Source organism: Tissierella creatinophila DSM 6911, from assembly GCF_001940565.1.
Classification (GTDB): domain Bacteria; phylum Bacillota; class Clostridia; order Tissierellales; family Tissierellaceae; genus Tissierella_A; species Tissierella_A creatinophila.
The window spans coordinates 20,011-32,623 of sequence record NZ_LTDM01000018.1 but is presented as its reverse complement, the minus strand read 5'-3'; the positions used below and the strand labels follow the sequence as shown (position 1 = coordinate 32,623).

General features: G+C 31.3%; 10 protein-coding genes. 4 read left to right on the top strand and 6 right to left on the bottom strand.

Annotation, left to right across the window (positions count from 1 at the left end):
- Positions 1-359 precede the first annotated feature (359 nt).
- Positions 360-1,262, top strand: a complete 903-nt coding sequence (locus tag TICRE_RS06300; protein WP_075726241.1) for a selenium metabolism-associated LysR family transcriptional regulator — start codon at positions 360-362, stop codon at positions 1,260-1,262.
- 495 nt (positions 1,263-1,757) lie between these two features.
- Here the strand turns inward: TICRE_RS06300 and pcp are convergent, their stop codons facing one another.
- From pcp to TICRE_RS06280, 4 genes are read right to left on the bottom strand one after another with little or no spacing between them, the layout of a single operon-like run.
- Complete coding sequence (gene pcp / locus TICRE_RS06295) at positions 1,758-2,402, bottom strand: pyroglutamyl-peptidase I (protein ID WP_075726239.1); 645 nt, start codon at positions 2,400-2,402, stop codon at positions 1,758-1,760.
- 39 nt (positions 2,403-2,441) lie between these two features.
- Positions 2,442-3,386: a DUF979 domain-containing protein gene (locus TICRE_RS06290; protein WP_075726237.1), complete on the bottom strand. Its 945-nt coding sequence runs from the start codon at positions 3,384-3,386 to the stop codon at positions 2,442-2,444.
- 1 nt (position 3,387) lies between these two features.
- Positions 3,388-4,080, bottom strand: a complete 693-nt coding sequence (locus TICRE_RS06285; RefSeq protein ID WP_075726235.1) for a DUF969 domain-containing protein — start codon at positions 4,078-4,080, stop codon at positions 3,388-3,390.
- Between the two features lie 42 nt (positions 4,081-4,122).
- Positions 4,123-7,383 (bottom strand): M14 family metallopeptidase, encoded by a 3,261-nt coding sequence (locus TICRE_RS06280; protein WP_075726233.1) that lies wholly within the window; start codon positions 7,381-7,383, stop codon positions 4,123-4,125.
- A 522-nt stretch (positions 7,384-7,905) separates the two neighbouring features.
- On the opposite strand from TICRE_RS06280, the gene TICRE_RS06275 reads away from it, so the two are divergent.
- The 3 genes from TICRE_RS06275 (at position 7,906) to TICRE_RS06265 (ending at position 10,308) form a co-directional block, all read left to right on the top strand.
- A complete protein-coding gene (locus TICRE_RS06275) occupies positions 7,906-8,757 on the top strand; it encodes a transporter substrate-binding domain-containing protein (RefSeq protein ID WP_075726231.1) in 852 nt (283 codons plus the stop codon).
- A gap of 164 nt (positions 8,758-8,921) precedes the next feature.
- On the top strand, positions 8,922-9,587 hold the full coding sequence (locus tag TICRE_RS06270; RefSeq protein WP_084191876.1) for an amino acid ABC transporter permease: 666 nt from the start codon (positions 8,922-8,924) through the stop codon (positions 9,585-9,587).
- Positions 9,580-10,308, top strand: coding sequence for an amino acid ABC transporter ATP-binding protein (locus TICRE_RS06265; RefSeq protein ID WP_075726227.1), 729 nt, complete (start codon positions 9,580-9,582; stop codon positions 10,306-10,308). The genes TICRE_RS06270 and TICRE_RS06265 overlap by 8 nt, the downstream gene beginning before the upstream one ends.
- A gap of 99 nt (positions 10,309-10,407) precedes the next feature.
- Here the strand turns inward: TICRE_RS06265 and TICRE_RS06260 are convergent, their stop codons facing one another.
- Both TICRE_RS06260 and TICRE_RS06255 read right to left on the bottom strand, forming a co-directional pair.
- Positions 10,408-11,163: an esterase family protein gene (locus tag TICRE_RS06260; protein ID WP_075726225.1), complete on the bottom strand. Its 756-nt coding sequence runs from the start codon at positions 11,161-11,163 to the stop codon at positions 10,408-10,410.
- Between the two features lie 31 nt (positions 11,164-11,194).
- The gene (locus TICRE_RS06255; protein WP_075726223.1) at positions 11,195-12,367 is read right to left on the bottom strand and encodes an ATP-grasp domain-containing protein; all 1,173 of its coding nucleotides are present in this window, start codon (positions 12,365-12,367) and stop codon (positions 11,195-11,197) included.
- Positions 12,368-12,613 lie beyond the last annotated feature (246 nt).

Here is a 12,613-nt window from a genome sequence, read left to right as displayed (position 1 = left end):
TCATAGCCTGCATCTACATATTCCTGTGCAATTTCTCCTATTTCCTCATCTTCCATTTCATATACATAATCTGATAATAATTTCAATAATTCTTCTTTTGTTCTTGCCATTTTAATACCTCCTACTTTACTACTTCATCCTACGGATAACCACAGATAATTTTTAAAACTACATTCTGTAACTATCTACTATTAAATGTAGTATAATGCTAGTATGATTAAATAATATCATTATATGGGCTTTATTAGTAATAGATAAAATTTATATGTAAAGCCTTAACTATTAAAAAAACAAATAGTATAATTGTTAAAATCAAATCTAAACTTTTGTAACTATTAGAGCTTAAGGAGGCATAATAAATGGAGTTTAAACAAGTGGAATGTTTTGTTGCTGTTGCTCGGGAAAATAGTTTTTCTAAGGCAGCAGATGTATTATTTTTATCGCAACCAGCTATTACTAGCAATATCCAAAAATTAGAAAGAGAACTTGGAATGGTATTGTTTGATAGAAATAAAAATATCACTTTAACTAAAGGTGGAGTAAAATTTTTCCCATATGCAGTAGAGATACTTAATATTCGTGATAAAGCTGAGATAGCAATTAGCCAACATAAAAATAATATTGAAGGGGTACTGGAAATATGTGCTAGTACTATACCAGAGCAGTATCTTCTCCCACATATTATTAAGGCATTTAAGGAAGTTTATCCACAAGTTCATTTCTCCATTCGACACAAAGATTCGAAGGAAGTGATAGAAGGGATTCTTTCAGGGATGACAAATTTCGGATTTATTGGAGCAAAGTATTCTCATGAAGGAATTAAATATATAGATTTTTTTCAGGACAAATTGGTTCTGATCACTTCTCCTGAAAAAACATTTGCTACTGATCCTATTAGTATTCAGAGTTTGATAGGAGAAGAAATTGTGCTTAGGGAAGAAGGTTCTGGGACAAGGCAACTTATTGAAAATGCTTTGAAAGAAAAAAAACTCAATCTAAACATATTTCGATCCCAGACAATTAATTATAGCATGGAAGCCATAAAAAAAATGGTGGCTCTAAATGTTGGCATTAGTTTTGCATCTGATGTCTCAGTAAAATGTGAAGTCGCTTCAGGCCGGTTGAAGCAATATGAAGTTGAGGACTTAAATCTTAATAGGGCTTTTAGCTTGGTCTATTGTAATAACAGATATCTTTCTCCTGCAGAAGAAAAATTCAAGGAATTTGTTGCTAAATGGAAATGGGACAACATAGATATTTAAGAATCAATAAACTAAAGATATTACAAAAATATTACATAGAGTCTAATTGATTAGTAAAAAACATTAGACGGAAATGTTATCAACCTTATCTTGAGTAATTTCAACTAAAGTTGAAATTTAAAATATTCTTACTTGATTAATATATATTTTACTTAGATTTTCTATTACATAGTAATTATTTTCAACTAACGTCGGAAAGAACCACTTTTAAATCCATGAGATTATTGTATGCTTAAAAAGATAGATAGGTTATAATAATTAGGACAAGTATATTCTGAACATGATATAATAATCGTGGAATACCATAGTTAAGCCTTCTAATAACCTATGGCACATAATTTTAGAAAAATGACCTTTATTATAATAAGATATACTATTTCTATCAGCAAATATATCTTTGAATAAAGGTCATTTTTTTTATTAACATTAAAAGGCTGTTTTACAACTGCAAAGTTTAAGTTACTAACATCTAGCTTCGTAAAAGTTTGTCTAAAGTTACATTATCGTCCCCATAGCCTCTCCCTCTTCTTCATTATCCTCTATAATGGCTTCAATTGCATACTCCAATCCTTTAGCAATTGTTGACATTGACATAGATGCAGTTCCATCTGGCTTTTCTACTACCTGCTCTAGAGCATATGGAACATGGATAAAGCCTGCACGGATATTACTATACTTTTTATCTGCCATATAAAGTACATTGTACATAATGCTATTGCACACATATGTGCCCGCTGTATAGGAAATATTAGCTGGTATACCATGCTTTCTTATATTTTTTACCATTGATTTAACTGGAATAGTTGCAAAATATGCTGTCTCTCCATCTTCTTGTAACTTTTCATCTATAGGTTGTTCACCGTCATTATCTGGAATCCTAGCTTCCCCAAGATTGATAGCAACCTTTTCCACGCTTATATTAGAACGTCCACCTGCTTGTCCTATATTTAGAACAACATCTGGTCTATGTTTTTTTATAGCTTCTTCTACAACCTGAGCACTTTTTGTAAATACTGTGGGAATTTCAAGCTTAATAATATCGCTATTTAGTATTGTATCTGGAAGAAGTTTAACGGCTTCATAAGCTGGATTTACTTCTTCCCCTCCAAATGGATCAAAACCTGTTACTAATATTTTCATAAACTTTATCTCCTTATCAACTTTTGTTTATAATTGTATTTATTTTAATAAAATCATATAGACAATTTGAAATATCATTATGATTCCTGCTGGCACTATTTGATTTTTAATAACACCCATTCTATCTTTCATCTCAAGCATTGCAACTGGTACTATGTTAAAGTTTGCTGCCATAGGAGTGCACAAGGTTCCACAATAACCTGCTGTAAGTCCAACCATACCAATTACAACGGGATTAGCTCCATATGCCAATACAAAAGGTGCACCTATTCCTACAGTCATAACAGTGATAGCTGCAAATGCATTACCCATTATCATACTGAAAAGCATCATTCCAAGAGCATATACAATAATGCCGATATTGACATTTCCTTGAGGAATAATATTTCCAACTAAAGAAGCTATTACCTCTCCTACTCCAGCTGCTGTAAATATTGCACCAAGGCTAGCTAAAAGCATTGGAAGCATGCTAAGAGGTCCTACTGTAGATAGTAGCCTTTCAGAATCTCTTAAAAAGACTCCTGGCTTATTATTAGGCGAGAAAATCATCAGTATAACTATAGATGCAAACACCCCTGCCCCTACACCAACTAAAGCACCCATATCTGTAAATAAAGCAAATATTATTGCAAAAACTCCAATTGCTAAAGCTGGAATAAATATTTTCATTCCAATTTTATCGTATGACTTTTCCATCTCTTCTTGAGTAGGAGCATTTTGTTTACCCACTTTAACTTTATTTAATATTGAAGGGATTGTCATAATTATAATAATTATTCCATTGATAATTGGCGGAATCAATCTACCAAATGCTAACACTATTCCTAGAGAACACCAAAAAATTGCCGTTCCGGTTCTTGAAGGATTTTTCTCATCCATTCCATTTTTAACACCAGTATAAATTGTAACTAATCCTATGATCATATATAAAACTTCTAAGAGTTTAGCTCCTATTAAGATTTCTGGATCTGTAAAAAAGCCCATACTATTCCCCCCTTTCTACCCCATCACCATAATATTTTTTTCTAAGTTTCTTATCTTTAAGAAAGTAATATACAATTGTTATAAAGATAGCAAAAATACCTATTGGGATTTCCACCTTTACTAAATCAATTAATTCTACATTATAACCAAGAGAAGCTAGTGTAGATTGTACCAAAAGTCCTCCTGCTCCACCTATAAACAATACTTGCCCAAAAAACCATGAAATATTTTCCATCCCTGAAGACATTCCTTTTATTTGTTCTAAATGTTCTTCATTTATATCTCTTCCTGTAGCTTCAACTGCACCTGTTGCCATAGGCATTATAATCGGCCTTACAAATCCTGCAACCCCTCCAAAGCTTACATTAAAGGCAGCAAATATTCCTCTCATAATACCATAGAGTCCAATAACCATACCTGGTGATGCCCTCTTAACCTTACCAATAAGGTTTGCTGCTGCTTCCTTTAGTCCATTTCTCTCCAATGTTCCAGTAACGAGCATAATCAATATAAATATTGCCATACTTCGATTAGCAACAAAAGAAGTTCCAAGCGTCTCAAGAAGTCCAACAACTCCAAGGCCTCCTACAAGTGCTGTTACTATCGCAGCAGATAAGATAATTAAAATTGAATCTTTCTTAAGTGCAAAACCAATAATAACAATAATAATTCCTGATAATTTAATCAATTCCATAACTATTCATCTCCTTTTTTCATTATTTGTTAAAATAGTTTATTAAACCAATAAAGGTCTATGCCTAATACGCCTTATTGAAATACCATCCTTTATTATTTCACATTTACTATCAAATAGGCAAGTAGAATTCATAAGCATTTGAATTATAGCTTCATCATGAGCTACATGTGCCCTTGCACAGAGGTTTAAATAATCTCCATGGGCTGTTTCATCTGCAACTTCACTTGTATAGGCTACAGTTGTAATCCAAGGGAAACGTATCGATGGATACCTATGTGAAGGGTCAAATTCAAAGGAAATCCAATAATTGATCATATCTTTATAATAATCTGCTGGAAATAGTTTTGGCATCCATGAATGAGCATATTTTTCAAATACTCTGCTCCACTCTTTATTCCAATTTGTAATCTCACTATCTTCCATAATGGCATTTGCAACTACATCTTCTATCTTTTTATTCACATCATAATTACCCTTATACTCTTTATTGTTAACTACCCAAAAATATCCATATAGTAGAGAACGTGGTAACCAAAAACCTTTATATGAAGGAGAAGTATATCCCGAGAACTGTTGCTCCCATTCATGACTTGGCACTCCATGATTATCTACTATTATATCTGGTAGCCACTTCTCCCATAATCGTGTAAGTGCCATAGCTTCAGTGTGAATAGTGTCTAACTTAAAATGTTCATGGTAAAACTCTTTTCCAACTCCATTAAATCTAGCAACATGTAGTTTCCACTTAGGATTATCCTTTTGAAGTTCATAGTGTATTGATGTTCCATCTACATTTTCCATTGGAACAATCACAAGATTAAGTTTATCTGGAAGAGATCTATATTTCTCATCTGTCAAAAGCTTCTTTAAAAGTATAAAAGCTGCATTTGTACTAGATACCTCATTTGCATGATGTCTACAATTTATCATTTCTGAAGGTAGTTCTGTGATGCGTTTTGTCTTTGAAACATAACCTTTTTCTTTTGGAAGTATCTCAATTGCATAGATATCTCTTCCAAAATAAGATGTAGCTATTTTATATACATCTATTTCAGATACATGCTTTAACTGATCCATAATCTCTAAATATTGTTCATATCCTATTAGTGTATTTTCCATTAAATCGATATCTGATATGTTTAAACTCTTCTCCAGTTTTTCTGTTTCTACAACTTTAGCCTTATAAATCTCATTGTGGGTAATTACTTCTAAACTATCTATTTCACTAAACTTTGTACTCACTTTTAGTAGTCTTAGTTCTAAAAGATCCATATAGCTTTTAACTAATTTTTCTTCTTTAATATCTGTCTTTAAAGTCACAGTAACTTTATCATCTTCGTAACTTAATCTTTTAATATATAATTCTATTTCATTTCTCTTTAACTGACTTTTAATAGTCCTGTTATGGGCTTTTATACAAGGACTTTTCTTTAACTGATCATATAAGATTACTCTAAATTTTGGTTTGCCGATTTTTTTGTTTATAACTGGAAGAATAAGCCCTGGTGCATCTAATAGAACACCCTTCTTTTCCATACCATAATTATTAAAATAATCTGCTCCTACAAAATACATATCTTCATGCAAAGAATCCAATGATGAAATCCTATCTTCTCTAAAGGAAAGATTATAGTCTGGCTCGGAAACATCAACTTCTAATCTCAACTGAGAAAAAAATGGTTGTTCTTCTAAATCAATGCTCCCACCTGTTTTTATCTCTATGAAATCTTTACAATCAGGCAGTACTTGACTTTGATATATATCCCAAATTCTTTCAAGATCTGTTTTTATATATTCATCTAGTACTTTCTTTCCATTTACAATAACTTTTATAAATCCTGTTGATGGATGGACCTTCCCCATCTCTGGATAATCATCTAAATAAGGTCTTTCTGAATATGCAGCTTTATAAGTAGATGTAAGTATCATTTCATCTTTATTGTCAAATGCCCTCACCTTATAAGTTATATCTTTTTTACCTTTATAGCTCACAAACTTAATCATATCTCTATTAATTTTAAGATTATTCGCTATAACATCATCCACTGGATAAAGTTCTTGTAGATAACGAATTGGAATATCAAGCCATTTATTGGGATCTTCTGATTTTAAATTATTATAGGATGGAGTTCTACCGTCTTCATCTAACCAATCTGTTTCACCCTCTGGAAGAAATGGTTTAAAGGCAATCTCAATATTTTGCACTTCTTTTTCTTTTAATTGTGGTAGTACTACTTCCTCAATCCATGAAAAGCCTTGTTTATATGCAGATATTATTTGTATCTTTTTAGCTTTAACTCCTATCTTTTCAAGTTCGGTTTCTATTTTAGTCGTTAAAGAGTTTCTAACATCTATTTCTTCACTAAGAGCGCCATAGATTTCTACCTCATCTTCTGGTTTGAGTTTATTGTAAATCTTTTCTATTAAGATGTTTTTAAAACTATCAACTTCCCATGGAATATCATAGTTTTTCTCATATACTTTTTTTCTTGATTTATAATTTTTAAATTCCACATCTGGGAAAGTTGACTCAATTTCATCTAGATATTCTTTTATCTTAGGATCTATATATGCAGTAATTTTTCCCTTTAATTCATTTTGATAGGTTTTTAGATATGACAATTGTCCATCTAAGTTTTTCATTGCAAAACTGTCTGTCATCTCTTGAAGTTGATCTCTCCAAGTTCTTCCCTCTGGTAATAATGGAAAGGTTTCGCAAATAAGCGCAGAGAATCTTTCGATTTCCTCTCCACTGCCATATACTCTAACGATTTTTCTAATCCCATCTTCAATAAATTCCATTCCACATCTTGCCTCTTCTTCTAAAAGTAGCAGATTCCCTTTCCAATCTTCATCTGCTATAATTGAACCTTCAAAAGCTGTTGTCTCCATCCCATATCTAAAAGCAAAATTACATGCAGCTATTAAAATAGAAATATCACAATCATTTGGAATTCTTATTTTGAAATTAAGTTTATCTGGCAATTGATCAAAGTTTTCATCTTCTAAAAACATTCCCATATAAAATATAGATTCTAATCCTTTCTTTTTTCTCCAATCAAAATCAAGGATAGGCTCTGCTCCATTAGTAGAGGATACATAATCTTTTGGCCATTCTTTAGATATTGGTTTATTTTTTTTTTGTAAATCTTTTAAATCATCCCCAACTTCTATCCCCTCAGTTCTAGATGCAATTGGAAACTGTGCTGAGGTTGAATAAAAGCCCATTATGAGGCTTTTTTCAATAGCCTCCTTCTTATCCTCTAAGTTTAAATCTTCTGTTAAATAAATCTTTTCCATTATACGATACCTCCAAATCTATTAAATGTATTATATACCCAAACTTGTAGTCATTCTATTAATTATTTTACTCTTAATACAAAACTATTTCTATTATAACATCTTTATATAGTTTTTTAATACTAGTAAATCAGTGCATATATACTTTGCATTTTAAAAATGAGTTGAAATAATGACAAAAAAATTACTTGACAAACAAACAAAATACCTTTATCATTATATACAATATAAAAGATGATTTAAAGCGTTGATAAGGCAAAAAGTAATTTTGATAAGTACATCTTACATAGGGCTAGAGAAGGTAAAACACAAGAGATGAAAATCTTAATGAAAATAGTTGCTTAAATAAACAAGACAAAACCTAATATTGAGTGTCTTATCACGCAGTAAAAGCGTTATTTAATTTGATTTATATCTTAAATAACTAACATAAGCTAGATTATCATTACGAGCATACTACTCGTCTCTTATATAAGAGACGAGTTTTTTTGTATAAAAAATAATATTTATAGGAGGAAAAAAATGAAAAAAAGAATTAGTTTATTATTAGCAGCTATTATGTTATTTAGTATTGTTTTAACAGGTTGTGGAAAGAGTGAACCAAAGGAAAATGCAGGCAATAATGGAAGCAATGTAAAAACAGAAAGTAAAAGTCTACAAGATATTATTGATAGTAAGAAACTTGTATTTGGAACAAGTGCAGGATATCCACCTTTTGAGTTTCATACTTTGGTAAACGGTAAAGATGAAATTGTTGGATTGGATGTTGAAATTGCAAAATATGTAGCAGATGAACTAGGTGTAGAATTAGAGATAAGCGATATGGAGTTTGATAAACTTTTAGGTGGACTTTCAACGGGAATGTTAGATATGGTAATCGCTGGTATGAATCCGAATCCTGAGAGACTTAAAAAAGCTAATTTTACAGATATCTATTATGAAGCAAATCTTTCAGTTATAGTTCCTAAAGATGGTAAAGCTAAGATTGCTACTGAAAAAGATTTAGAAGGGAAAAGCATGGCTATACAACTAGGTACAACTCAAGAAGAAATTGCAAACAAGATAAAAGATGCTAAGGTAACAAGTTTAGATAGAAATTCAGATATAATTATGAACTTAAAGACTAAAAAAGTTGATTGTACAATTATGGAAACACCAGTTGCCCAATCTTTTGTAAAGGTAAATGATGACTTGATGATAGTAGAAGATTTAATTATTGATAGTGGAACTGGCGGAGTTTCTATAGCTGTTAAAAAAGGAAATGATGAGTTCACAGAAAAACTAAATGAAATACTAGCAGAACTAAAATCTAAAGGGCTAATAGATAAATGGTTAGTTGAAGCAACTGAACTTAGCACTAAAAGTATAAAATAACTATAAATAATTTATTATCAAAGTGAATTTTAGGTAAGCTTGAAAATTTAAACATTAAATTATACTTATGTTTTCAAGCTTACCTATAAAATATTATGTTAATATAAGAAAACTTAAAGCATCTAAGTTAAAATTAAGTAGTCAAAACCCAAGATTAATTAGGAGTGAACAATTTGAATATTATTGAATTATTTGTACAATATAAATCTTATTACTTATTGGGAATCAGAATAACCTTGCTATTATCTCTTTTTTCTCTTGTTATAGGAAGTACGCTCGGAGCAATACTAAGTATTTTAAGACTATCTAAGTCTAAATTTTTAAGTTTTATCTCTACTGCATATATTGAGATTGTTCGTGGAACACCTGTAATAGTACAAATTGCATTAGTTTTCTTTGGAAGTTATGTAGTTACAGGTGTGCAAATGGATAAATTTTTATCTGCACTTATAGCTCTTTCTTTAAACTGCGCTGCTTATGTGGCAGAAATTATAAGATCTGGTATACAGTCTATAGACAAAGGACAAACAGAAGCTAGTAGAAGTTTAGGTATCTCTAGTGGACAAACTATGAGGCACATAATATTACCTCAGGCTATAAAAAACATATTACCGGCACTTGGAAATGAATTTGTTACTTTAATAAAAGAAACATCTATAGCTTCTACAATTGGAGTAGCAGATTTGATGTATGCATCAAAAATAGTTCAAAGTAGTAGTTTTCAACCATTTAATCCATTGATAATAGTAGCCGTAACCTATTTTATAATTACATTTACATTATCAAGATTAATAGGATTATTTGAAAGGAGACTAGCACAAAATGATTAAAGTAGAAAATTTAAATAAATTTTTTGGAGATAAACATGTATTAAAAGATATAAATTTGCAGATAAACGAAGGTGAAGTTATAAGCCTTATAGGTCCCTCTGGTTCAGGGAAGAGTACACTTATAAGATGTATGAATTACTTAGAAGAACCAACTTCTGGGGATATATATATTAAAGGTCAAAACATAGCTAAGTCAGGCAAAGAAATTGATAAAATAAGACAGAATGTGGGAATGGTGTTTCAACATTTCAATCTATTTCCTCATAAAACTGTTCTTGAAAATATAACTTTAGCTCCAGTTTTAACAGGAAAACTGTCAAAAAAAGAAGCAGAAAAAAAAGCTATTGAATTATTAGAAACTATGGATTTGTTGGAGAAAAAAGATGCTTATCCTCCCTCTCTATCGGGTGGCCAAAAGCAAAGAATAGCAATTGCTAGAGCTCTTGCTATGGAGCCTGAAATAATGTTGTTTGATGAAGTTACATCAGCTCTTGATCCAGAAATGATAGGAGAGGTTTTAAATGTAATGAAGGAATTAGCCAAATCAGGTATGACGATGATAGTAGTAACGCACGAGATGGCCTATGCAAAGCAAGTGGCTGATAGAGTCATATTTATGGCTGATGGAAGAATTGTAGAAGAAAATAAAGCAGTGGATTTATTTGAAAACCCACAAGATCCTAGAACAAAGGAATTCTTATCAAAAGTATTAGATTATTAAAGAAATACTATTCACTTTATTACAGTCACAGTATAGATAAAGGGAGTACATCGGATGTACTCCCTTTATCTATATCATTTTAAGCCTCCTATTTTATCTTTATCTAAGCTTATCTTTTTCTAGTAGCTTAGATAAAAAATATGGCATTTGAATTCTCCACCAATCCCAATCGTGGTTTACATCTTCGCCCCAATAATCAACCCATGCAGGAATATTTTTAGACTTTAAAACATTCTCTAGTAATCCCGTATCCCTAACTGCCTCTTTCTCCCATGCACCCTGTCCTGTACAGATAATAATATTACCATTCCTATAGGAATTTAAATAATAATCGTCACTAAGCTGTGCTAGGTAATCTACAGGTGAATTAATGTATACATCAAAATCATCCAAGTTTTCTCCTACAAAAAATCGAGCATCATAAATTCCACTTAAAGCTATAACTGTATCAAATATATCAGGATGTCTAAAATAGAAATTGGCACTATGAAAGCCTCCCATGCTACAACCTGTTGCAATCATACCTCCGTTGTAGTTGTTGTGATGACGAACAAATGGAACTAACTCTTCAGTTATATACGCATCATACGCATTGTGGTGCTTAGCCCTATCTGAAGCAGATCTTTGTTTATTAAGCCAAGTTTCATTATCTATACTATCTACCGTATATACCCTAATCTTTCCACTTTCAATAAAGGGTTTGCAAGCTTCAATCATCTTAAAATCTTCATATTCATAAAATCTTCCTCCAGATGATGGGAATACAATCATTGGCTTGCCACCGTATCCATAGCTCTTAAACTCCATCTCTCTTCCTAATCTTGAACTGTAAAATGAATGATAATCTATTTGCATATATTGCCTCCTCATATACTCTTCTTAGAAGCTAAGATATTTCTCTTAGCTTAATAAATTGTATAGCCTCTTCTAAAGCTTCTCTATCATTAGCTCTTAATATTATTCCATAATTACCAATGGCTGCTGAAAATATTGAAGCAATTGGCCCGTTATATACGAATAAATCTTTATATTTAATAAGTGCACCCTCAATAGAATTGACATGTTTTATTCCTTCATCATCTTTGCGTCCAATATAAACACAACAATATGGAGCCTTCTCTTGAAGTTCTAAAGTGTCTCCACTTACTAATTGTGCATAAGCAAGATATAAATCAGAATCAGTTGAATAGTTAAACAAATCCATAGAAAGCCCACCTGGCGGTCTTAGGTTAGCTTCTAAGGCTATTAGTTTGCCTTCTTCAGTTCTAAAGAATTCAAGATGAAAAAAACCTTCTTTAACCCCAAATGCTTTCACTATGTCTAGACCATATTTCTTTAAATCTTCAGGTATTTCTATTTGATTATAATAATACATGTCAAGATTATCATTTACAATATCCATAACACCATTATCATAGATAAAGGAATTCATGAAAACCATTTTACCATTTCTATCAACCAATCCATCAAAGGTATGAATATCTCCTTCTATAAATTCTTCCATAATATAGTCAACTTCAAGTTCATTACTAAAGAACCAATCTAGTTCTTCATCATTGTTTAACTTAAAAGTATTGGCTGCTCCTACTCCAATATCTGGCTTTACACATACTGGATATCCAACCTCATCTATAAACTTCTTTGCTTCATCTATATCTCGGGTAACTTTTCCACGGGCAACTGGAACCCCTACTTTTTTAAAAACTTCCTTCATTTTAGATTTATACTTTATACTGCCCATATCTTTTTCTTTAAATCCAAATACATTAAAATCTGTTCTCAAACAAGCATCCTGATATAGCCAGTGCTCATTATGAGATTCTATACGGTCAATCTTCCCATATTTAAAAGTAAAGTATCCACATGCCTTTAAAACCTGATCATAATCTTCCATATCTTCAACACGATAGTACTCTGTCAAAGCTCCTTTAAGCTCCGGTTCCAAAAAATCATAATTCTCAGATCCTAAACCTAGGACACAAATTCCTTGCTGGGCTAATCTCAAAGCAAAATACTTGAAATTAGATGGGAAATCAGGTGATATAAATACATAATTCATCAGATTACCTCCTATTATAAAAGTAATTTACCCTATAAATTTACAATTACATAGCTCCTGTATAATTTACAGTGGTTCATCAGGTACGCTAAAAAATTCAATCTGATGTAAGCTTTTTTATAATTGCACTAGGAATTTAATTGTTTCTCTTACTATCATATTAATAGAATAAAATAAAATGAATTAATATAACATTCTTTCTATTCATAGTATCATTACTGTCTGATTATTGCAATAATTATAATA

Coding starts and splice junctions, on each gene's coding strand:
- pcp (WP_075726239.1), bottom strand. CDS start 2,402: ATGAAAATATTAGTAACAGGTTTTGATCCATTTGGAGGGGAAGAAGTA.
- TICRE_RS06275 (WP_075726231.1), top strand. CDS start 7,906: ATGAAAAAAAGAATTAGTTTATTATTAGCAGCTATTATGTTATTTAGT.
- TICRE_RS06255 (WP_075726223.1), bottom strand. CDS start 12,367: ATGAATTATGTATTTATATCACCTGATTTCCCATCTAATTTCAAGTAT.
- TICRE_RS06300 (WP_075726241.1), top strand. CDS start 360: ATGGAGTTTAAACAAGTGGAATGTTTTGTTGCTGTTGCTCGGGAAAAT.
- TICRE_RS06280 (WP_075726233.1), bottom strand. CDS start 7,383: ATGGAAAAGATTTATTTAACAGAAGATTTAAACTTAGAGGATAAGAAG.
- TICRE_RS06290 (WP_075726237.1), bottom strand. CDS start 3,386: ATGGGCTTTTTTACAGATCCAGAAATCTTAATAGGAGCTAAACTCTTA.
- TICRE_RS06260 (WP_075726225.1), bottom strand. CDS start 11,163: ATGCAAATAGATTATCATTCATTTTACAGTTCAAGATTAGGAAGAGAG.
- TICRE_RS06285 (WP_075726235.1), bottom strand. CDS start 4,080: ATGGAATTGATTAAATTATCAGGAATTATTATTGTTATTATTGGTTTT.
- TICRE_RS06265 (WP_075726227.1), top strand. CDS start 9,580: ATGATTAAAGTAGAAAATTTAAATAAATTTTTTGGAGATAAACATGTA.